At 29.6% G+C, this 22,867-nt stretch carries 24 protein-coding genes; 5 read left to right on the plus strand and 19 right to left on the minus strand.

Translation table 11 applies throughout. The features are described 5' to 3' along the window. Window positions 1–2: 2 nt before the first annotated feature. The 7 genes from modA to BN3265_RS08075 form a co-directional block, all read right to left on the minus strand. Complete coding sequence (modA, locus tag BN3265_RS08045) at window positions 3–851, minus strand: molybdate ABC transporter substrate-binding protein (protein WP_058991060.1); 849 nt, start codon at window positions 849–851, stop codon at window positions 3–5. Then, on the minus strand, window positions 841–1,302 hold the full coding sequence (locus tag BN3265_RS08050) for an MOSC domain-containing protein (protein WP_058991061.1): 462 nt from the start codon (window positions 1,300–1,302) through the stop codon (window positions 841–843). Before BN3265_RS08050 ends, modA begins: the two co-directional genes overlap by 11 nt. Beyond that, complete coding sequence (locus BN3265_RS08055) at window positions 1,289–1,780, minus strand: MogA/MoaB family molybdenum cofactor biosynthesis protein (RefSeq protein ID WP_058991062.1); 492 nt, start codon at window positions 1,778–1,780, stop codon at window positions 1,289–1,291. Before BN3265_RS08055 ends, BN3265_RS08050 begins: the two co-directional genes overlap by 14 nt. Next, window positions 1,761–2,231 (minus strand): cyclic pyranopterin monophosphate synthase MoaC, encoded by a 471-nt coding sequence (moaC, locus tag BN3265_RS08060; RefSeq protein ID WP_058991063.1) that lies wholly within the window; start codon window positions 2,229–2,231, stop codon window positions 1,761–1,763. Before moaC ends, BN3265_RS08055 begins: the two co-directional genes overlap by 20 nt. Next, window positions 2,232–3,179: a GTP 3',8-cyclase MoaA gene (moaA, locus tag BN3265_RS08065; protein ID WP_082664119.1), complete on the minus strand. Its 948-nt coding sequence runs from the start codon at window positions 3,177–3,179 to the stop codon at window positions 2,232–2,234. It lies immediately after the preceding gene. 176 nt (window positions 3,180–3,355) lie between these two features. Continuing rightward, on the minus strand, window positions 3,356–4,501 hold the full coding sequence (locus BN3265_RS08070) for a double-cubane-cluster-containing anaerobic reductase (protein WP_058991065.1): 1,146 nt from the start codon (window positions 4,499–4,501) through the stop codon (window positions 3,356–3,358). Window positions 4,502–4,534: 33 nt separating this feature from the next. Beyond that, window positions 4,535–4,756, minus strand: coding sequence for a putative Se/S carrier protein (locus tag BN3265_RS08075; protein WP_058991066.1), 222 nt, complete (start codon window positions 4,754–4,756; stop codon window positions 4,535–4,537). A gap of 125 nt (window positions 4,757–4,881) precedes the next feature. Here BN3265_RS08075 and BN3265_RS08080 point away from each other — a divergent pair, with 125 nt between their 5' ends. Further along, the gene (locus BN3265_RS08080) at window positions 4,882–5,595 is read left to right on the plus strand and encodes a GntR family transcriptional regulator (RefSeq protein ID WP_058991067.1); all 714 of its coding nucleotides are present in this window, start codon (window positions 4,882–4,884) and stop codon (window positions 5,593–5,595) included. Window positions 5,596–5,908: 313 nt separating this feature from the next. Here BN3265_RS08080 and BN3265_RS08085 read toward each other — a convergent pair whose 3' ends face one another. From BN3265_RS08085 to BN3265_RS08115, 7 genes are all read right to left on the minus strand, one after another. Beyond that, complete coding sequence (locus tag BN3265_RS08085; protein WP_058991068.1) at window positions 5,909–7,090, minus strand: type III PLP-dependent enzyme domain-containing protein; 1,182 nt, start codon at window positions 7,088–7,090, stop codon at window positions 5,909–5,911. 122 nt (window positions 7,091–7,212) lie between these two features. After that, complete coding sequence (locus BN3265_RS08090; protein ID WP_058991069.1) at window positions 7,213–8,292, minus strand: ABC transporter substrate-binding protein; 1,080 nt, start codon at window positions 8,290–8,292, stop codon at window positions 7,213–7,215. Continuing rightward, window positions 8,289–9,086: an ABC transporter permease gene (locus BN3265_RS08095; RefSeq protein ID WP_058991070.1), complete on the minus strand. Its 798-nt coding sequence runs from the start codon at window positions 9,084–9,086 to the stop codon at window positions 8,289–8,291. The genes BN3265_RS08090 and BN3265_RS08095 overlap by 4 nt, the downstream gene beginning before the upstream one ends. Continuing rightward, window positions 9,076–9,873, minus strand: coding sequence for an ABC transporter permease (locus BN3265_RS08100; protein WP_058991071.1), 798 nt, complete (start codon window positions 9,871–9,873; stop codon window positions 9,076–9,078). Before BN3265_RS08100 ends, BN3265_RS08095 begins: the two co-directional genes overlap by 11 nt. After that, window positions 9,866–10,978, minus strand: a complete 1,113-nt coding sequence (locus tag BN3265_RS08105; RefSeq protein WP_058991072.1) for an ABC transporter ATP-binding protein — start codon at window positions 10,976–10,978, stop codon at window positions 9,866–9,868. Before BN3265_RS08105 ends, BN3265_RS08100 begins: the two co-directional genes overlap by 8 nt. 104 nt (window positions 10,979–11,082) lie before the next feature. Continuing rightward, window positions 11,083–12,378: a sensor histidine kinase gene (locus BN3265_RS08110; RefSeq protein ID WP_058991073.1), complete on the minus strand. Its 1,296-nt coding sequence runs from the start codon at window positions 12,376–12,378 to the stop codon at window positions 11,083–11,085. 2 nt (window positions 12,379–12,380) lie between these two features. Continuing rightward, complete coding sequence (locus tag BN3265_RS08115) at window positions 12,381–13,076, minus strand: response regulator transcription factor (protein WP_058991074.1); 696 nt, start codon at window positions 13,074–13,076, stop codon at window positions 12,381–12,383. A gap of 124 nt (window positions 13,077–13,200) precedes the next feature. On the opposite strand from BN3265_RS08115, the gene BN3265_RS08120 reads away from it, so the two are divergent. From BN3265_RS08120 to BN3265_RS08130, 3 genes are read left to right on the plus strand one after another with little or no spacing between them, the layout of a single operon-like run. Beyond that, window positions 13,201–14,094 (plus strand): ABC transporter ATP-binding protein, encoded by an 894-nt coding sequence (locus BN3265_RS08120; RefSeq protein ID WP_058991075.1) that lies wholly within the window; start codon window positions 13,201–13,203, stop codon window positions 14,092–14,094. 1 nt (window position 14,095) lies between these two features. Beyond that, window positions 14,096–14,848: an ABC transporter permease gene (locus BN3265_RS08125; RefSeq protein WP_058991309.1), complete on the plus strand. Its 753-nt coding sequence runs from the start codon at window positions 14,096–14,098 to the stop codon at window positions 14,846–14,848. Window positions 14,849–14,856: 8 nt separating this feature from the next. Then, on the plus strand, window positions 14,857–15,561 hold the full coding sequence (locus BN3265_RS08130; protein WP_058991076.1) for an ABC transporter permease: 705 nt from the start codon (window positions 14,857–14,859) through the stop codon (window positions 15,559–15,561). A 304-nt stretch (window positions 15,562–15,865) separates the two neighbouring features. On the opposite strand, the gene BN3265_RS08135 is transcribed toward BN3265_RS08130, so the two are convergent. The 4 genes from BN3265_RS08135 to BN3265_RS08150 form a co-directional block, all read right to left on the minus strand. Further along, window positions 15,866–16,324, minus strand: coding sequence for an NUDIX domain-containing protein (locus tag BN3265_RS08135; RefSeq protein WP_058991310.1), 459 nt, complete (start codon window positions 16,322–16,324; stop codon window positions 15,866–15,868). A 52-nt stretch (window positions 16,325–16,376) separates the two neighbouring features. Further along, a complete protein-coding gene (gene ileS / locus BN3265_RS08140; RefSeq protein ID WP_058991077.1) occupies window positions 16,377–19,487 on the minus strand; it encodes an isoleucine--tRNA ligase in 3,111 nt (1,036 codons plus the stop codon). 330 nt (window positions 19,488–19,817) lie between these two features. Beyond that, window positions 19,818–20,231, minus strand: a complete 414-nt coding sequence (locus BN3265_RS08145; RefSeq protein ID WP_058991078.1) for an EamA family transporter — start codon at window positions 20,229–20,231, stop codon at window positions 19,818–19,820. Window positions 20,232–20,241: 10 nt separating this feature from the next. After that, window positions 20,242–20,733: an AMMECR1 domain-containing protein gene (locus tag BN3265_RS08150; RefSeq protein ID WP_058991079.1), complete on the minus strand. Its 492-nt coding sequence runs from the start codon at window positions 20,731–20,733 to the stop codon at window positions 20,242–20,244. Between the two features lie 143 nt (window positions 20,734–20,876). Between BN3265_RS08150 and BN3265_RS08155 the strand changes: the two genes are divergently transcribed. After that, window positions 20,877–22,058, plus strand: coding sequence for an NAD(P)/FAD-dependent oxidoreductase (locus BN3265_RS08155; RefSeq protein ID WP_058991080.1), 1,182 nt, complete (start codon window positions 20,877–20,879; stop codon window positions 22,056–22,058). Between the two features lie 132 nt (window positions 22,059–22,190). Here the strand turns inward: BN3265_RS08155 and BN3265_RS08160 are convergent. Then, on the minus strand, window positions 22,191–22,867 hold a 677-nt coding region (locus BN3265_RS08160; RefSeq protein ID WP_148363016.1), incomplete at its 5' end, for an IS3 family transposase.

The raw sequence follows: 22,867 nt of genomic DNA on the forward strand, positions 1-22,867 counted from the left end.
GATTATTTACTTAATGGCTTAAATCCATATTTATCTAAAACTTCTGATGCTTTTTTGCCTTGTAAAAATTCTAGATATTTTTTGCCTTCTTCTGGATTTTTAGAATTTTTAAGAAGAGCTGCTGGATAAATTACTTTATTTTCAAGCATTGAATCATCAGCCACTGCTACTGTTTCAAGTCCTGCTGTTTTTGCGTCAGTTTTATAAACTATTCCACAATCAGCTGCCTTTTCGCTAACCCATGATGTAACTTCTTTTACGTTTGAACCGAAAGTAACTTTATCTTGGATTTTATCCCAAATTCCTAAATTTTTAAGAATTTCTTCTGAATATTGACCAACTGGAACATCAGAATTTCCGAGGGCAATTTTTTCAACATCTCTTTTTTCAAGATCTTTAAAATCTTTGATTCCTTTTTCATTTCCTTCTGCTACCGCAAGAGTCACTTCATTTTCAAGCAAATCAAATCTTGTTTCTTTATCTATTTTATCTTCGTCTTCAAGTTCATCCATTTGTTTTTGAGCTGCTGAAACAAATACATCACAGTCTGCTCCTGAATCAATTTGTGTTTTTAATGTTCCTGATGAATCAAAGTTAAATGTTAAATTAAGATTTGGATTTTCTTTTTCAAATTCTGTTTTTAATTCTTCCAAAGCTTCTGTCATTGAAGCTGCTGCAAATACTACAAGGTCTTTTTTCTCCTTGTCTGTATTTTCATTTGATTTAGCTACATTTGAACTTGACATAGGCTCATTTGACTTATTGTCATTAGCATTTTTGTTTGCACATCCTACTGTACCGATTAGCATTGCTCCTGCTAGAGCTGTCATTGCGATTTTTTTAAAATTCATTTTTTCCTCCTAAAATTTTAATTTCATCTCCAGTTTTTATCACGCCTTCTTTAATTACTTTTGCAAAAATTCCCTCATAAGGCATAATACACTTTCCAACACTTTGTTTTATGGCGCAACCCTTGTGACATTCCTTACCAATTTGACTAACTTCCAAAACACAATCGCCAATTTTTAATTTTTCTCCAATAGGAAGCTCGTGCAAAACAATTCCTTGTGTGGTAATATTTTCTGCAAAATCTCCAAAAGAAAATTTACGATTTTCATTTTCCATTTTTCTAATTGATTCTACTGCCAAAAGACTCACTTGCCTGTGCCACTTTCCTGCGTGGGCATCATTTTCTAGCCCAAAATCTCTTTTAAATAAACCTTGACCTATCTGTTCCTTTCTCACTCCCTTTGTTTTTGAAATATTTATTGATAAGACTGTTGCTTTCTTATTTGTGTCCACTGTTATCCCCTTCTAATATATCTAAGCCATGGCTTAAAAATGGCAAAATTCCTTCTATACTTTCTGTGACAGCCTTGGGAGATCCTGGCAAATTTATAATTAAAGAATTATTTTTTATTCCAGAAACTGCCCTTGATAAGGCCCACATGTGAGTTTTTTCTTTTGAAATTAATCTTATTGCCTCGCTTATGCCTGGCGTTTGTTTTTCTATTACTTTTAAACTTGCCTCTGGTGTGTTGTCTCTTTTTGAAAGTCCAGTCCCACCAGATGTTAAAATTAATTGGATGTTTTCACCAACCAATTTATTCAATTCATTTTCAATATTTTCCAAATCGTCATTTATTATAGATTTATAAACCATCTTATAATTTTCTGGCATTGTTTTTGCACAAGCATCAATGCATCCATCCTTATTTTCGCCGCTTGATCTGGTATCAGAAATTACCACAAAGGCGTAATTATAAATTTTCTCTTTCATAAAGTCCAGATTTTCCTCCTGATTTTTTTACTAAATATATATCTTTTATGGTCATAGACTTATCAAGAGCCTTGCACATATCATAAACTGTCAAAAGCCCAGCAGAAACTCCCGTCAGAGCTTCCATTTCAACTCCAGTTTTTCCCTGGCACTTAACTTTAACCTCACAGAATAATAAATTTCCCTCAAAATTAAAATCTACATTTATTCCATTTAACAAAAGTGGATGGGCCATAGGAATTATTGAAGATGTATTTTTCACTGCTTGGATCGCTGCAACTTGGGCAATTGCAAGAACATCTCCCTTTTTTATTTTTTCATTTTTTATAGCTTCTATCGTTTCTTTTTTAAGTTCAATTGAACCCTTGGCTATGGCTTCTCTTTGGCTGATTTCTTTTTGAGAAATATCAACCATTTGCCCCCTGCCGTTTTTATCTAAATGTGTAAACATTTATCCTCCTATCCTATACATGGATTCTTTTATAACTTCTTTTTCCAAATGATGTCTTTTAGGTTTTTTCATAAGAGCTTCATCAATTAATTTTTCTATATCTTTATTTTCTCTTATCGCTTTTTTTAAATCTATTTCCAAATCCGAATGAAGACAAGGTCTAATTTTTCCGTCTGCTGTAAGTCTTAATCTGTTGCAAGTAGAGCAAAATTTATGACTTAATGGCTCAATAAGTCCAAGTGTGTAATCAAAATCTGGGACTTTGTAAAGGCTTGTCGGTGAATTTTTGTCAGAATTTTCTATTGGAATAAGATTTAGTTTTTTTATAATCTCATCACTTGAAATAAATTTATCTTTTGAAAAATCTGCTGTCCCACCTATTGGCATTAGCTCAATAAATCTTAATTGTAGGTCATTTTCTTTGGAAAATTTTATAAGATCATAAATTTCCCCATCATTAAATCCTCTAATTAAAACAGTATTTATTTTTATAACATAGCCAAAATTTTTGGCGTATTTTATTGCATCAAGAACTTTTTCTAAATCTCCGCCCTGGCTCATCATTTTATATTTTTGAAAATCTAGGCTATCAAGAGAAATATTTAATCTTTTTAGTCCATTTTTCCACAAAATTTCTGCCTTCTCTTTTAAAAAATATCCGTTTGTTGTCATTGCCAAATCTTCTAGTCCATCAATTTCAGCAAGCATTTTTACCAAAGTCTCTACATTTTTTCTAACCAAAGGCTCGCCACCGGTAAGTCTGATTTTTTTGATTCCTTTTTTTACAAAAATTTTGCTAATTTCGTTAATCTCTTCTAAAGTCAGCATATCTTCATGATTTTTTTTACAAGAAAGACCATCTGGCATACAATATTTGCACCTATAATTGCAACGGTCTGTAAGAGAAATTCTCAAATAATCTATTTTTCTTTCGTATCTATCTAGCATATAATCAACTACTTTCTATATTTACAATATACTATCTTTTTTTAATAAAACATTTTCACAAAAATCTTAGAAAAACTAAAATTTTTCAAAATAAAAGTGAACTTGCTTTGGACAAATTTTTACCCAATTTAATAAAAAATAAAAATTTGCCCTTTTACAACAAGTTCACAATTAGCCTAAAGCATTTCTATAAAAGCTGCAATTCTTGTATTTATTTGTCCTATATCCGTCTTTGAAAAATCTGTTTCCAATGATATATAAGGAATATTTTTCTCATCTGTTACAAATTTTCTTACAGAAGATGTTTCGATTGCATAAGTGTGGCAAGATTGAAGTTCTACATCCAAAACCCCGTCGACCTTGTACTTATCAATTAACCTATCAAGAAGGTCAAACCTATTTTCATTTGGGCTCATCACAGAACATCCAATATCAATATATCTTTTTGCAAGAGCCTTTAGAGGATTTTCTGTACCTTCTTCAACTAGCCTATCGTAATTTTTCTCGCCCGTACAATTTTCATAACTTACAACTACTCCCCCGTTATCTTCAACGGCTTTTATAACTTTTTCAGTTGCTCCACCGATTGGGCAACCTGTTATTAAAATCCTTGGTTTTTTTGGACGATTTTCGTCATATTCTGCCATGATTTTTTCTGCCAATTTATTAAGCTCATCTGGAAGATTTTCCCTGTCAAATTTAAAAGTTGACCCGTACAAAACTTTAAAATAATCATAACCTGACATAGGGGTTGGATCATTTGCCATTGTTCCTGCAAGTTTTTTAAAGGCTTTTCTGATCTCATTTTCAAGTTTTATCTCTTTTTCTAAATTTTCATCAGAAATTTCTACTCCAAAAGTATCTTCAATTTTTTCTTTTACCCTAACAACTTCTTTTTCCCAAAGATTAAGGGCATCTTCGCCTTGATTATGAGGAAGATTCATCACATGAACTGGTTTAAATTCTCCCATAAGTTCATACATTTTTTGTTTTCCATCACAAGTTGTTTCACCTATTACCAAATCTGAAAAATGAAAAAACGGACACTTATCAGTTTTGGCAAAACCATAAGATGATTTTATCAAGGTACAAAGATTTACTGGCAAATCTTTTTCTGCTTCACTTATAGTTTCATCAGAAGTTGAGCAAAGAGAAACGGTTCTTGCCCCTGCTGCTTGGGCGATTTCTCTTGGAAAATATGTACAATACATACCAACAACTGGCCTTCCACTATCTTTTATTTTTTTTACTTCCAAAAAAGAATTTTTTCTTTGATCAGCAAATTCTTCAAAAACTTCTGGTAAATCTTTTACTAATTTCATAATTTCTCCTTATATAAAATTTCCTAGGATTAATTATATATCTAAAACTTTTAAAATTTTATATGAAATATTTTCCTCATCGAGGATTTTTTTTATTTTTTCAAAATTTGCACTTTGAAATCTGAAAGCTAAACCACAACCCGCCCCAAATTCTTCGGGAACTGGAATCATGTCCCCTTTTATATTTTTATTTTTACAAAAATTTTCCATCAAAAGAGCTTCGCTGGTCGTTTCAAATCCTGCAACAAGTTTCATATTTTCCTCCATTATTTATATGTAGAGTATAACATATCACTTTAAGCTTTTCAATAAAACGTTTGTGCAAAATTATATTTCTGTTATAATATTTTTGTATGGAATAATTTAAAAAAGAGGAATTTATGAGTGAAAAAGATAAAAATAAAGTTAAGATAAAAAAAATTAGCAGGACTTTTGTAAAAGATGAAGCTTACAATTTGCTTGCAAAAAGAATTATAAATGGAGAACTTAAACCTTGCGAAAGACTTAGGGTTCAAGAACTTTCAGATGATTTAGGAATTTCTAGAACTCCAGTAAGAGAAGCCTTGTTGCAACTTGAAAGCGAGGGCTTAGTCATGACCAAGGCAAATCGCTGGACTATTGTTGCTCCAATTAATCCTGGCGAGGCAGAAGATATTTATCCAATTATTTATAGTTTGGAGGAGCTTGCCCTTATTGAATCTTTTGACAAAATTGACGATAAATTCATAGAAAAAATCGAAGATTTAAATGAAGACATTAAATATTTTCACAGAAAAAATGACCAATTAAAAACCATAAAAAAAGATAACGAATTTCACAATGCTTTTATTGAACTTTCTGGCAATGTAGAAATAAAACCAATTGTCGACAAGCTAAAAAGAAGAGTTGAAAGAATGGAAATTCATTTTTTTGAAGCCGGTGAAGAAAATTTCACAACTTATAATGAACATAATGATATAATTGATGCCTTAAAAGAAAAAAATCTTGAAAAAGCAAGGGCTGCCCTTGTAAAAAATTGGAAATCAACCATAAATACAATAGAAAAACTTTCCAAAGATATGGTATTTGAAGATATAGAAGATCAAATAAAATAAAGGACTTTTGAATAAGCCCTCAGTCTGTTGACAAACTAAAAATTTTCCCATTTCGAGCGAACGTAGTGAGTCGAGAAATCTCATGAGATTTCTCCGTGCGTTCGTTTCACTCACACTAAAACATATTTGCTACGCAAACTTCTTCGTGCTTTCGCATTTAGTTTTAGGGATAAATATGCCAAATCAAGGCATATTTATCTAGTCGAGATGGGTTTTAGCTTAATTTTATTTTTGAATTATTAGTGAATTATTAAACTGACTTTGTCTACGTTCTAAGGATTTTTTCAAAAAGTCCTTTTTATTTTTACACTTTTTAAATCAAAAATTCTTTTGGAAAATCGTGGCTTGCGAAATTTAAAATTGAAAGACTGTAGGAATAGGCTCCTGCATTTGTAATTTTTAAAATATCTCCAATCTCTGCCTTTTTTAATTCAATATCTCTTGCCAACAAATCTAGGCTTGTGCACAAGTGGCCACCAATATCTACTTTTTCTTTTTCCAAAGAATTTCCAATAATTTCAAATTCACATTGATTAATTCCTGTATAAAGTGGCTCAAAGCCTCTTTCACATTCTTTGCCCAAGGCATCTTTCAACATTTCTTTCATTGAAGCCTTAACAAAACCATTCATAGCATTTTTTACGACAAGATAGGTTTTCCCTTGAGAATATTTTTTGTCAATTACAGGTGTGTAGTATGTACCCGAATCCATTACCAAAAATCTTCCGCTTTCAATTAAAAACTTTGCTCCAAGCTCTTTTTTATTTTTTTCGTACAAATCTTTTATAGTTTTTGACAAAATATCCAAATTCACATCTTTTTCATTTTTCTTATCATATGAAACACCAATTCCAGACCCAAAATTTATAAATTTCAAATCAACAAAGTATAATTTTGAAAATTTAAGTGCCAAATTGTAGGTATTTTTGTAGTAGTTTGAAAGGAGCTTTGTATCAAGAATTTGACTTTGAACGTGAACATGAACTCCTATAAGTTTTAAATTTTTATATTTCCAAGAAAAATCAAAAATTTTATCCTCATCAACACCAAACTTACTTGGGTGAGCTTTTTTATCTTTCATTGAATAATTTGGATTTACTCTCAAACCAACTTCCAAAATTTCTCCGTGATCTTTTGCAAGCTTATCCAACAAATCAAGTTCGTGAAAAGAATCTGCAATAAAAATACACTTATCCCAGGTTTTTTCCAAATCTTCCATAGTTTTTCCTGGGGCAGAATAATAAATTTGATTTTTTTCCATACCAGCTTCAATCGACATTAAAACTTCATTGCTTGATGCTGCATCAGAACCAATTCCATTTTCTTTAATTGTTTTTATAACTGGCATAAAAGGATTTGCCTTGATTGAATATAAAAATTCAACATTTTTAAATTTTTCCTTTAAAATCTTACAAGATTTATCAATCACATCCTTTTGATAAACATAACAAGGGGCATTTTCTCTTACAAAATCATTAATATTTTTTTCTCCCATATTTTTCTCCTATTATGAAAACCTTTCTTTATAGTTTAAATTTACTTCTTAAATCTATTATACAATAAATTAATTAAAAAAATCCTTGAAAACTTACTCGTAGCAAATTTTCAAGGAAAAATTTAATCTGCTTTAGGAGAAATTTTTAAATCCAAAAACAAATCATTGTATAAAATTGTTGTTTCCTTGCCCAAATTTTTGAAAACTTCTAATTTTTCTATATCTTCATCATCTGGATACAAGGTCTTATCATTTCTCGCTTTCTTATCAATATATTTCATTGCCTTTTTGTTTGGAGTTGGATACCAAACATAGTCTGCATTTTTTGCTGCAACTTCTGGCCTTAAAAGATAATTTATAAGGGCGTAGGCACCTTCGGTATTTTTTGAAGTTTTTGGGATAACCATGGTATCAAACCAAATATTTGATCCTTCTTTTGGAATTGTGTAGGAAAGATTTGGATTTATAGATTCTGCCATTGAAGCTTCTCCTGAAAATGTAATTGCTATATCAGCCTCTTCTTGAACCATATACATTCTGATTTCATCAGCAAGAATTGCCTTTACATTTTCCATAAAACCAACCAATTCATCTTTCGTTTGTCTTAAAACTTTTTCATCCTTTTCATTTAAAGACCTTCCTTCTGCCAAAAGCCCAATTCCTAAAGTTTCTCTTGCCCCATCAAAAGATAAAATTTCTCCTTCAAATTTTTTATCCCACAAATTTTTCCAAGATGAAAAATCTTCTTTTTTGTATTTTTTATTGTTATAAATTATACCAAAAGATCCCCAAAAATATGGAATTGAATATTCATTGTTGGGATCATAAGATAAATTTAAAAATCTTTGGTCAATATTATCAAGGCCCTTTATTTTTTTGTGGTCCAATTTTTTCAAAAGTTTTTTATCTCTCATCATCTCAACCGTATATTCTGACGGGAAAGCCAAATCGTAGGAAGTTTTCCCCTGCTCAACTTTTGCCATCATAGCCTCGTTTGAATCGAAAGTTTCATAAATTACGTGATAGCCTGTTTCTTTTTCAAAATCTTTTATAATTTCAGGATCAATATAATCGCCCCAATTATAAAAATAAATATTTTTTGAATCCTGGTCTTTTTCTTTTGCATTTAATTTTTTTTGTCCCAAAAATAAAAGAAGAGTAAGTCCCAAAATTCCTATAAAAAATTTGTAAACCTTGTTCATCTTGCCCTCCTTTTTTCTTCTCTACTTTGTATGACATAATAGCCAATTGCCAAAATCAAGGACAAAATAAAAATCATTGAAGATAGGGCATTTATTTCTAGAGAAATTCCCGTTCTTACCCTCGAATAAATTTCTACAGAAAGGGTCGAAAATCCTGACCCTGTTACAAAAAATGTTACAGCAAAATCATCTAAGGAATAGGTAAGGGCCATAAAAAATCCCGCAAATATTCCGCTTGCAATATTTGGAAGGATAATTTTATTTAAAATTGTAATATCATTTGCTCCCAAATCTTCCGCAGCCTTCATCATATCAGAATTTAGGGCGTAAAGCCTTGGAAGAACCATCAAAACAACAATTGGAATTGAAAAAGCAATATGGGATAGCAAAACTGTATAAAAACCCATGGGAATTTTTAATAAAAAAGAAAATAAAATCAAAAATGATGCTCCCATCATTACATCTGGCAAAACCATCAAAACTGAATTTAGGCTCAAAACTTTCTTTTTTAAATTTTTATCTCTCATATAATAAATTGAAATTGCACCAAGTGTCCCAATAATTGTTGCAATTAAAGACGACAAAAGTCCGATTATTAGGGTATTTATTACAATATTTATAAGCCTTTCGTCTTCAAAAACTTTTTTATAATATTTTAGGGTAAAGCTTTCAAAAACATTCATATTTCCCCCGCTATTAAATGAATAAAAAATTAAAAAAGCCAAGGGCAAGTACATTACTATAAATATAAATAATAAATACAAATTTCCTAGCCTATTTTTTTTATTTTCCATTTTTGACCGCCTTTTTATTTAAAATAGAAATAACTGCAAACATCATAAAAATCAAAACAAGGCCAATGGTTGAACCCATGCCCCAATTTTGAGTAACCAAATAATGTTCTTCAACTGCAGTTCCGAGTGTTATAATTTTATTTCCTCCAATAATTCTGGTTATAAGAAAAAGTGAAAGGGAGGGAATAAAAACAGCCTGACTTGCAGCCATTACTCCATCCATAGAAAGGGGAAGAATTATTTTTCTAAAAGTTTGAAACTTACTTGCTCCCAAATCTTCGCTTGCAATTATATATTCATTTGGAATAGAATCTATGGCCCTAAAAATTGGAATTATCATAAAGGGAAGCTCAACATAGGAAGCAACCAAAATAAAGGCAGGATTTGTAAACAAAATCCCCTCGCTTGCAAGGCCCAAAAATCCCATAATACTTCCGTTTTTATTAAAAAGCCCAATAAAAGCGTAAGCCTTTAAAACTAAATTTATCCAAGTCGGAAGAATTACCAAAAGCAAGATAAAATCCTTGTTTTTTGCCTTGGATAGAAAATATGAAAATGGATAGGCCCACAAAAGTGTGAAGGCCGTTATTAAAAATGCAGTCAAAAGAGAATTGAAGGTCATAATCATATAATTTTTATTTGAAAAATAGGAAATATAATTGTCTAGGGTGAAATTTCCATAAATATCAAAAAATGATTGGTAAACCAAAAGAAGGATAGGTGCAATTATAAAAATTAAAATCCACAAATAATAAATTGCAGATAATTTTTGGTATTTTTTAGCCATCATCTTCTCCAATCGCATATTTTTCAATTCTTTTATCAAAATCATCCTCGCTTTCGTTATAACGCATAACGTGGATATTTTCTGCATCAATTTTTATTCCAATATCATCGCCTTCTTCAAAATTTCTCGTTGTGTGAATTTTCCACCTAAATTCAGAAGAATCAAAACAAATCAATTCATTAAAAACTCCCCTGTACAAAATGTTGTCGATATTTACAACAATATCAGCATCATCAACTGACACAACATTTATATCTTCAGGCCTAATTACAACTTCTACCCTTTCATTTTTATTAATCCCAGCATCAGAGCAGGCGAAAGTTTTATTTGCAAATTCAACCTTATAATCATCAACCATTCTTGCCTTTAAAATATTGCTTTCCCCAATAAACTGAGCAACATAGCGATTGATTGGCTCATCATAAATATCTTTTGGACTTCCTTGTTGTACAATTTCGCCCTTATCCATTACAAAAATCCAATCGCTCATGGCAAGAGCCTCTTCTTGATCGTGAGTTACAAAAACAAAAGTTATTCCAAGCTCCCACTGCAAATCACGAAGCAAAACCTGCATGGATTTTCTAAGTTTCATATCAAGAGCAGACAAGGGCTCATCAAGTAAAAGCACATCAGGTTTATTTACAAGGGCGCGAGCAATTGCAACCCTTTGTTTTTGCCCACCAGACATTTGAGAAACTTCACGTTTTTCAAATCCTGACAAATTTACCATATCAAGAGCCTTTTCAACTTCCTTTTTTATAATTTTTTTGTCAGTTTTTTTAATTTCAAGACCAAAGGCAACATTATCAAAAACATTCATGTGAGGAAAAAGAGAATAATTTTGAAAAACCGTATTAACCTTTCTCTTACTTGCAGGAATATCCAAAACATTTTCTCCATTAATATAAATCTCTCCAGAATTTGCTTCCAAAAAGCCCGCAATAAGATTTAAAATTGTAGTTTTCCCACAACCAGAAGGCCCCAAAAGCGTATAAAATTTCCCCTTCTCAAGCTCCAAATCAACAGATTTTAAAATCATTTCATCATCAAAAGACTTAGAAACATCCTTTAAAACCACAGAATATTTATCTAAATTTTCACACACAAGACCACCTCCATTAGTTTCTTTAAAAAGTATAACATAAAAAATTAAAAAACACTCACAATATCGAATTTTTTAAGATTTTATCTTTAATATAAAAATAAAATTTAATTCGTATAATTAAAGATAAAAGATACTTCAAGGCCCTTATTTTTGTTTTTTATAATAAATTTTCCACCATGTAATTCTGCAATTTGTTTAGAAATAAAAAGACCCAAACCATGTCTTGTAACATCGGTCAAATCTTCCTTATTAATTTTTTCTATTATTTGTTCAGATACTCCTTCTCCTTGATCTAAAATTTTAATAGTCAACTTCTCGCTAGAATCTGAAACTGTAACTTTAATTTTTCCATTTGTATAAATTAGGGAATTTTTTAAAATATTTTCAAGCATCCTATAAAATAAATTTTCATCCATTTTAAGCTTTATATCTTTATTTTCCACCTTATTTTCAAAAATAATTTCCCTATCTGGATTTTCATTTAATTTATCTACTATAAGTTTTCTGATTATTTTTAAGGGATTTTCTTCAGCAAAATTTTCTTTATCTATGTTAGAAAGTGATAAGGTGAGATTTAGGCTTTCCAAAATATTTGAAATTTTTAGGACTTGGTCTTTCATATTTTCTACATCAAGATTTTCCTTATTTTCTTTACTTAGCTCCCACGAAATTTTTGCAAGGGGAGTTCTTACATCATGACTTAGGCCTCTAATCCACTTATTTTGAGATTTTTTTAAATTATGGTATTTTTCATTTGCCTTATTTATGGATATAGCCAAATCTTTTAATTCTCCATCTTCATCCAAGCTTTCATAATCATCTTCATAAAGCCTATCTATTGCTTTTTGAAATGGAAGGATATTTTTAAAGATATTTTTAATATCAATCCTATAAAAAATATAAACTAATAAGAAAAACAAAAGTGCAAAAAATAAGAATAATTTAAAATTAAAAACAAGGCTTTTGTAATTATAATAGTTGAAGGGAAATTTATCCAAAGAATTTTTTGGATAGGCAAATAAAATCAAACCATCTCCAACAATGTAGGTAAAAACAGGATAGTCAGCCAAATAAAATCTAGTAAATCTTGCAACATCAATAAGTTCAAATTTTTCTTTAAGATTTTTTGGTTTATTGAAACTTTCTATAACCTTTCCATCCTTATCAAGTCTTATGGACCAAATATTTTTTTCTTTTAAAAATTTCTTATTTTTTTCATTTAGATAAGTCTGAGTTTTATTTTTTTCCACATAAGCATAAACATCATTGGGTTTTGGATATTTATTGCTTAATTTATAGTTAATGTAGAGAAAAATCATAAATAAAAATATTAGAAAAAACATCAAAAACAAAATTCTAAGGGTTATTTTTTTAAATTTTTTTAAAAAATAATTAAACATTTCTACTCCTTATTAACAAGCTTATAACCAAGTCCCTTTATTGTAATTAAAATTTTTGGATCTCTTGGATTATCCTCAAGTTTTTCACGAAGCCTATATATGTGAGTTATTAAGGTATTTTCATAGCCATAAGAATCTTTCCAAATATGATCTAAAATCCTATCAATTGAAACTATCATATTCATATTTTCAGATAAAAAAGAAAGAATTTTAAATTGTGTGGCTGTTAGGGCAATTTCTTTACCATTTTTTTCAACAATTCCCTTAGATTTATCAAAAATAACCTTGCCTAAATTTATCTTTTCTTCATTTTTTATTTTTTTACTTCTTCTTAAAACTGCATCAATTCTCCATAAAAGCTCGTCTGGGAAAAATGGTTTTACCAAATAATCATCGGCCTTATTTTCAAAACCTTCTTTCCTATCATCAATTCCATCAAGGGCAGATAAAATTATAACGGCTAAATCAGAATTTTTCCTAACTTCCTTTAATAAGTCAAAACCACTTCCATCTGGAAGCATTAAATCCAAAACTATTAGGTCAATTTTAAAATTTTCAAGTTTAAATCTTGATTCCTTTAAATTTTTAGCAGTGTAAATTTTTTTAAAACCCTTATCTTTTAAAAAGTTATATAAATTTTCTAATAAATTTTTTTCATCATCGACGACTAAAATACTAAAATTTTCTCTAAAATTCATTTCCCCACCTCGTTAAGCTAATTATACACCACTTATTTAATTAATTTTATTTTGTGATGTAAAAGTGACCTACTTTAAAGATTATTTTTATCTATTTCTGTTATTTTATATTTAGGAGGAAATTATGAAAAAAATACTGGAAATAAAAAATTTAGAAAAATCATACAATAAGAAGAAAGTCTTAGATATAGACTCATTAGAAATCGAAGAAAAATCTATTTACGGTTTAATTGGAAAAAATGGAGCGGGAAAGTCCACTCTTATGAAGCTTATACTTGGGCTTGTAAAAAAAGATGGAGGAGAAATAAAAGTTTTTGGATGTGAATTAACTTCAAAAAATCAAAAAGATTTCAATAAAAATCTTGGTGGTCTAATTGAAAATCCTTCCTTTTATGACCATTTAACAGGCTACGAAAATCTAGAAATAATTTCAAGTCTAAAGGGAGTCGACAAAAAAGAAATTTCAAAAACTTTAGACCTTGTTGGTCTTAAAAATGTAGGAAAAAAGAAAGCTAGAGAATATTCTTTGGGTATGAAGCAAAGACTTGGAATTGCCATAGCCTTAATTGGAAATCCCAAACTTTTAATCTTAGATGAACCGATTAATGGTCTTGATCCTCAAGGAATTGAAGAGATGAGAAATTTATTTAAAAATATTGTAAAAAATACTTCCACAAGTATCCTAATTTCTTCACATATTCTTGATGAAATCGAAAAAATTTCAACCCACATTGGTATCCTCAAAGAAGGAAAATTAACCTACAATGGAAGCCTAGAAGAATATAGGAGGCTTCATCCCCCATATATATCAATTGTTACATCTGATAACAAGAAAGCTCTCGAACTTTTAGATCTTGATGGGACTTATTTAAAAGATAAAAAGATAATTTTAGGAAAAAAATCAAACCAAGATATTGGAGAAATAGTAAACTTTTTACATGGAAAGCTTGATATTTATAGGATTGAGGAAGAAAAAGAAAGTCTTGAAAAATTATTTATTGAAGAAAGCAGGTCCTAATATGAAAAACTTAGAAAGAAAAAAATTCAAAAGGCTTGGGATAAATTTTTTAATATTAATAGTTTTTATCTCACAAATGCTAATAGTAACAGGTCAAAGTTTTTCAAAATCTTTTTTAGAAAGTAAACTCCCACTTTCCTATATAATGGATACTTATTTATTTATATCTCTACTAATAAACCCCATTCTAATTTCATCTCTTGTAAAAAAGGTAATTGAAATTGAAGAAAAAAACAAGATGTGGCAGATGCAAATAATTCTTGGAGAAAAAGTTAATTCTATTCTTCTTAAAAAATTTAAAAATTTATCCCTTAGGCTAATTTTTTTACAAATAATTGAAGCTTTAACTTTTATTATTTTAGCAATGAAGTCAAAAAATTTCACTTTTAATAATGAAATGATTTTAAGATTTTTAATTGTAAATATATCAGCTCTTATAATAAATTTATTTTTCTTGGGATTTTTTATGATAATAGAGATGAAAACAAAAAAAGTCTACACCCTATCATTTATTTCTATAGTAGGAGGTCTTACTGGAGTAATAAGCATGCTTACATCTGAAATTCTCTCTTTTATAAATCCATTTGCTTGGATGGCAAGTCTTTTAAATATTTCTTATGTGAAAGAAGGAGGGAAATTTGTTCAAGTATTAAATCCAATAAATTTCTATACCTTAATCATTGCCCTAATTTTTTTAATATCAAGCATTTACTATATAAAGACAATGAAATCTTACAACTTATACAAGGACTAGGAGGAAAAATGTTAAAATTAGAATTTAAAAAAATAAAATTTATAAATATTTTGCTGGTAAGTCTTGTAATTCCTCTACTCGCCAATGCCTTTGGACTTATAAATTACATGGGAAATAGGGAAATCTTAACTCACAATTGGCAAAGCCTTTGGACTCAAGTAAGTTTATTTTACTTTTCATTTTTCTATATCCCATTAATTGCAATAATAATAGCAAGTTTATGGTCAACAGAACACAAGGCAGGACTAAAATTTATAAGATTAAGCCCAAAGAAAAATATATCATTTGTAATAGGAAAATTAATTTTAGCCTTTATAATAATAAGCCTTTGTCAATTATATTTTTTGGCACTTTTTTATCTTGGTGGAAAATTTATAGGGAATTTCCCAAGCGTAAACTTTAAAATTTATTTTTACTATACAATCCTTAGCATATTTTTATCTCTGCCTCTTATTGGAATTTTTGGAGCTTTATCTATAAGGATAAAATCTTTTGGAATAATAGTTCTTCTGTCAATAATTTTTACAATGTTTGGCTTTGCAACTGCCTATAAATCTTTAAAAATAATTGGACTTAGCTTTTTGGCAATTGAATCAAATAACTTTAGATTTATAAGTCCGCATGATCTAGCCTTATTAGGATTTTTTGCAATAGGAGAGATAATAATATTTTTATATTTTTCTAAGAGATTTTTAAAATATGAAAATAAATAAATTTTCCTATATTTTTCATAAAAAAACTGACCTCATAAAGTTAATTTTTATAACTTTTGAGGTCAGTTTGTTTGTACACATGAAATTTAAAAATTAAAAATAATCTCTTAGGATATTTGTCAAATCAAATTTATTACTAGGCTTAATTATTTGGTATAAATCTGTCCTTTAGCTGTAAATGAATTTTATCATCTATTGAATCTTTCTAAGATTTTCAGTCAATTTTATTATTTTACTTTAACATATTAGTAAGAGTTTTTATTTATTCTGGATTTGTTAAGATATTTTGTTCCTATATTAAAAATTAATGAAATTTTTTCCTATCCTCATCTACATCCCAATAAATTTCCCTATATTTTCCATCATAAATTTTTAAAATCTCTGGCATCGACTCGCTCATCTTATCCATTTTTTTAAATTCGTCGTAATCTTTCCAAAATAATTTTCCTTCCCTATTATCTTCAATTAATTTTCCAGAAAAATCACTTGTTTGATATAAAAGTCCCACATCTTTTTGAAATTCACCCTCATCGTTTGTAAAGGTCCATGTTATTATTCCAACAAGTTTGGGATTTTTTATGTCTAGATTTGTCTCCTCTTTTGCCTCTCTTATTACTGAATTTTCAAATGATTCGTTTTTTTCAACTTTTCCGCCAGGAAAGGTGAGACCTTCCCGGCCGTATTTTTTCTTTTTATCTAATACTAGGACTTTTTTATTTTTTTCATCGTAAATTTTTACCATATTCATTAGTCTAATTTTCATTTTTTCTCCAATCATAAAAAAAGGAAGCAAGTTTCCTCACTTCCTTTTGTTTTTATTTTCTTTCAAGCTCAATTTTTACGCTTTTGTCGTTTAGTTCAAAATCTTCTGTATCAAGTTCTTTAACTTCCATTGTATCTGCCAAAGTTTCTTTTTTGATTTCTTCTTCGAATTCTTTTAAGGCAGCTTTTAATTCATCGTCTGCACTGTAGAAAATATCAATTCTATCTGTAACTTCATAGCCATTATCTTTTCTTAGGTTTTGGATCTTTGATACAAATTCTCTTGCGTATCCTTCTTTTTTAAGATCTTCTGTGATTTCTGTATCCAAAACTACAAAGACATTTCCGTCCATTTCAACATCAAATCCTTCTTTTGCTTGGATTCTTACGTCAAGATAATCTTTTTCAACTGTGTATTTTTCTCCGTTTATTTCGATTTCTTGTGGAGAATTTTCAACCTTTTCTACAAATTCTTTTGCATCAACACCAGCCAAGAATTTTCCAAAAGCTCCCACGTTTTTAGCAAAAATTTGTCCAACTTTTCTGAAGTTTGGTTTTAGATAATAATCCATAAAGTCTGAAAGATCATCTGCAAATTCAACTTCTTTTATATTTAATTCTTCTTTGATTAAACCTGTTAAATCACCGATTGTATCTTTAAATGATCCATCTACAATTATTTTTTCTAGAGGTTGACGAACCTTGATTGATTCTTTTTCTCTTGATGCACGACCAAGTGTTACCATTTTTCTTACAAGATCCATTTTCTCTTCTAATTTTTCATCAATTAAATCTTCATTAACCTCATCAAATTTTTCAACATGAACTGAAAGTCCATCGGTTAAATTTCTGTAGATTTCTTCTGAAATAAATGGAGCTATTGGAGCTGTCATTTTTGAAAGACTTACTAGAACATCGTAGCATGTTTTATAAACTGCTTTTTTGGATTCTGTTAAATCTTCTCTCCAAAATCTCTTTCTATTTCTTCTTATATACCAATTTGATAAATCTTCTACAACAAAATCATTTACCAAATGAACAACCTTATTGTAATCAAAAGATTCCATTTGTTCGTAATAAGCTTTTAAAAGTGAATTTAATCTTGAATATAACCACTTGTCGATTTCTTCAAGTTCTACATTTTTGAAATTTTTGATATCATCAAGACCGATATTATCTGTATTTGCATAAAGAACAAAGAAATTATAAACATTTTCAATTGTTCTGAAGAAATTATTTTTAACTTCGATTAGGCCTTTTTCGTCAAATTTTGTAGGAACCCAACAAGGTGATACATATAAAGAATAAAATCTTACTGCATCTGCTCCATATTTATCAAATAATTCGAATGGATTTAGGGTATTTCCTTTTGATTTTGACATTTTTTGTCCATTTTTATCAACAACCAAGTCGTTTACCAAAACATTTTTGTAAGGTGCCTTTCCTGTAATAATTGTTGAAATTGCCATTAGTGAATAAAACCATCCTCTTGTTTGGTCGATTCCTTCACAGATAAAATCTGCTGGGAAATAATCATCTAAATCTTCTCCCTTTGCAAATGGATAATGAACTTGTGAAAATGGCATTGCTCCTGAGTCAAACCAAACATCAATTACATCTGGAACCCTGTGCATTACTTTTCCACAATCTGGACAAGTTATTGTTACATCATCAACATATGGTCTGTGAAGTTCTATATCTTCACTTATATCTTCTCTTGCTTTTTCAGCCAATTCTTTTCTTGAACCGATTGATTCAACATGACCACAATCGTCACATCTCCAAAGATTTAGTGGAGTTCCCCAATATCTTGATCTTGAAATTGCCCAATCTTTTACATTTTCAAGCCAATTTCCAAATCTTTTATCCCCGATTGTTTGTGGATACCAATTAACTCCGTTATTATTTTCAACCATTTTTTCAGAAAGTTTGCTCATTTCTATATACCAAGATGGTTTTGCATAATAAACAAGTGGAGTTTTACATCTCCAACAGTGAGGATAATTGTGTTCGATTGTTTGTTTTTTATAAACTTTTCCTTCATCTCTTAAGTGTAAGAAAATTTCTTCGTTTGTATCAAAAATAAATTTGCCCTTCCAAGGAGTTTCTGTAAAACATCCTTCAAGGTCTACTGGTTGAACGAATGGTAAATTATATTTTCTTCCAAGTTGGTAGTCATCTTCACCAAAGGCTGGAGCTGTATGAACAATTCCTGTTCCGTCTTCTGCTGAAACATAATCAGCACAAGTTAGGAAAAATGCCTTGCCATCTGGCTTTACATATGGAAGTAGTTGTTCGTACTCAACATATTCAAGGTCTTTTCCCTTCATCTCTTCAACAACTTCATACTCATGATCTGCCATAACTTTTTCAAGCAAAGATTTTGCCAAATAATAATAGCAACCATCAGTTTTATCATTTACTTTTACATAGTCAAGTTCTGGATGAACAGTTAAAGCTACGTTTGATGGAAGAGTCCATGGAGTTGTTGTCCAAGCTAGGAAATATTCATTTTCGGCATCTTTTTTCTTAAATTTACAAATTAAAGTTATAGCCTTATCCATTTGATAGCCTTGAGCAACTTCATGACTTGCAAGACCTGTACCACATCTTGGGCAATATGGCATTACTTTTGCCCCTTCATAAATTAATCCTTTTTTGAAAGCTTGATTTAATAGCCACCATTCAGTTTCTATATAATCATTGTCCAAAGTTATGTAAGGATTGTCCATGTCGTAAAGAAAAGCCATCCTATCTGACATATCTCTCCACATATCTGAATATTTAAAAACTGAATCCTTACATTTTTGATTGAATTTTTCAACTCCGTAAGCTTCGATTTGATCTTTTTCTGTAAAACCTAATTCTTTTTCAACTTCGATTTCAACAGGAAGGCCGTGTGTATCCCATCCGGCTTTTTTCAAAACCTTAAAGCCCATCATATTTTTATATCTTGAAGTCATATCCTTCAAAGTTCTTGCTATAACGTGGTGAATTCCTGGTTTTCCATTTGCAGTTGGAGGTCCGTCATAAATTATATATTCATCTGCATCTTCTCTTGTTGTAAAAGTCTTATCCAATAGGTCGATATCTGCCCAGTATTTGGAAAGATCAAGTTCTCTTTGTTTAGTATTTTTTGTATCTAATGATTTAAAACTTGCCATAATTCCCTTTCTTTCTCATAAATTTTTCTTTTAAAATAAATTATAATAAAAAAACGCCCCCAGAAGGGACGGTCCACCCAAAAATTGAGTATGAAGTTAACGCCTATCTTACGTAATAAACTAATTTTTTCATTTATTAAGCTAAAAGATGATCTTCATAATAAAAAATGCATAGCCACTTTCACCTAAAGGCCTCTCTGTAAATTATTTTTTAAAACTACTCTTCTTTTAATTGCTTATATCTACTGACTAATTTACTATTTTTAAAGAAAAAAGTCAAATTGATTTTTATATGAAAAAATATATATTTATAAATTAATAGAAAGTATATTATAAAACCATAAAAAGTGTCCCAGCTGTAATTAAAATGCATCCAATGATAGATTTTACAGTAAATTCTTCGCCCAAAAATAAAAATGCAAGAATTAAAGTCAAAACCACACTCATTTTATCAATCGGAACAACTTTTGAGGCATTTCCATATTTTAAGGCGCCATAATAGCAAAGCCAACTAAAGCCTGTTGCAAGACCTGATAAAATTAAAAATACCCAGGATTTTTTGCTAATATTATAAATTCCAGAAAACGAAGAAGTAATAAAAACCATGCCCCAGCTCATTATTAAAACTACAAAAGTCCTAATTGCAGTTGCAAGATTTGAATTTACTCCATCAATTCCAACCTTTGCCAAAATTGATGTAAGAGCTGCAAAAATTGATGAGAAAATTGCAAGTAAAAGCCACATAATACCTCCTTTAATGATGAATTTTAATCCTAAATTTATCAATAGAAAAATTATCCCAGCTGTCAACATTTGAAATTTCTAGGGCTTTTTCTAACATTTCTATATCAGAATCAAAATCTTTTCTGTAAAAATAATAATTTTCTTCCATAAAAGTTAGCATTATCCCATCATAATCTTTAAAATCTTCAATAAATCTAAATTTTTCTACATCAAAATATTCAAAAACTTTTATCTCTAAATCTTTTAAATTTTCTTTTGTAATCGGATTGAATTTTAAATCAAAAAATCCTGCGTTTACTGCTTCATGGATTATATCAAGGCCCAAATTTTTCCTAGTTGGAAAAATTGATCCAGAAATCCCCTTAAGCCTTCCACAAATTTTCACTTCAACCCTAATACCGTTTGAATTTTCCTTAAATTTTGCGTCAAAATCCTTTAAATAAGTTTTGTTTTCTAAATAATATTCAATTGCATCATAAGCAAGTTTTACATAATCATCCATACCAATAATCTTTCTTTATTTTAATTCTTTATTTTCTTTTCTTTATTAATTTACCCAATTTATAGATAAATTATTTTAAAATGGGTAAATTAATAGGAAGAGAAAAAATATTAGTTAATAAATAAACAAAAGGAGAAGAATAAATGTACGATTATTTAATTATTGGAAATGGAATAGCTGGCCTAAAGGCTGCTGAAACAATTAGAAAAAAAGAAGAGGATTCTTCTATAATTATAATTTCAAAAGCAACTGACCATACTTATTGGAGAACAAAATTATCCGAATTAATTTGTAAAGATTTTACAAATGATGAAATTTTGGTGAAAAAACCAGAATGGTATGGGAAAAATAATATAGAAGAAAAACTTGAATGTGAAGTAGAAAAACTTGACCTTGAAAATAAAAAGGCAGTTTTAAAAAACGGAGAAGAGATTGAATATGGAAAAGCTCTTATAGCAACAGGATCTCATCCATTTGTACCACCAATAAAAAATATTGATGCCGATGGAGTTTTTGCAATTAGAAGTGTTGAAGATTTAAATTCTTTCAAAAACCACATAAAAGAAAACAAGAAAGTTGTAGTAATTGGTGGAGGACTTTTGGGTCTTGAAGCTGCTTTTTCTGTAAAAAATACAGGATGTGAAGTTCTAGTTATTGAAACTTTTGACTATATTTTAGGAAAACAACTTGATAATGAACTTTCCAAAAAGTTAGAAAAAGAGTTAAATGATGCAGGAATTAAAACTTCTACAGGAAAAAATACTGCAGAAATTTTAGAAAAAGACGGTAAAGTTTGTGGAATAAAACTTGAAGATGGAGAAGAAATCGAAGCAAATACAATTTTAGTTCAAACAGGAGTAAGAAATAATTTAGAAATCGCAGAAAAATCTGGACTTGAAATTGAACGTGGAATCCTTGTAAATGAAAACTTAAAAACAAGCGATGATAATGTTTATGCAGCAGGAGACTGTATGCAATTAGGAAAAGCTACAATAGGCCTTTGGACAGCATCAATGGAAATGGGAGAAATTGCAGGAAGCAATATGACAGGTGATAATAAAACCTACCAAACACCAAAACCATTCTCATCACTTTTACTTGGTGATATTAAATTATTTTCAGCAGGCTTTAATTCAGGCGAAGGAATCGAAGAAGTTAAAAAAGAAGACGGAGAAAAAGTCTACAAATTATTCAAAAAAGGCGAAGATTTTGTAGGAGGCATCCTCTACAAAGACATAAAATTCCAAAACGACGTTAAAAAAATAGTATTCGAAGACGAAGATCCAAAAAATACAAAACTTGGAAAAGAAATTTTTGGAATGTAAGAAATAAAAAAACTGATCTATAAATTGAAAAAAATTAAGGTGACCCCATAAAGTTGGACCTAATACCAGAGTTAGAACTAAACTAGCTCTGGTATTTCTTTGTCCTTTCCTACCCCTAGGGGTAGAAGATTTTTATGCTGCATTTTTCTTTCTATATTCTACTGGTGATAGGTATCCTAATTTTTCTTTTATTCTTTCTTCATTGTAATATTTTATGAAATCTTCTATTGTTTGTTTTAAGTGCTCGTATGAATAGAATTTGTGTCCGTAATATATTTCTTGTTTTAATATTCCAAAGAAGTTTTCCATTGGTGAGTTGTCTAGGCAGTTTCCTTTTCTGGACATGGATTGGGTGATGCCGTTTGTTTCTAACCTTGATGTGTATTGTTTCACTTGATATGCCCAGCCTTGATCTGAGTGGAATATTCTTTTTTCTTTTGTTTTGCTAGTTACCTTTATTGCCTTGTCTAAAGCCTTTAGGATTGGTTCTATCGTTGGTTGTTTTGATATTTCATAGCTTAGTATTTCACTGTTGTACATATCTAGGTATGGGTTTAGATAAAGTTTCTTTATTTGATAGTTGCCTTTTTTATCTTTTTCTAAATACTTAAATTCTGTTGTGTCTGTTGTTATTTGAATGTATGGTTTTTCTACTTTAATGTTTCTTTTTATTTTATTGTCTGATTTCTTTCCTATCTGTCTTTTGTCGGATGAGTATTTTATAGATTTTCTTGAATAACTTTTTACTTTTAGTTTTAGCTTTTGAACTAATCTTTGTACTTTCTTTTTGTTTTTTATTAGTCCTTTCT

Source organism: Anaerococcus rubeinfantis (assembly GCF_001487145.1).
In the GTDB taxonomy this organism is placed as follows: domain Bacteria; phylum Bacillota; class Clostridia; order Tissierellales; family Peptoniphilaceae; genus Anaerococcus; species Anaerococcus rubeinfantis.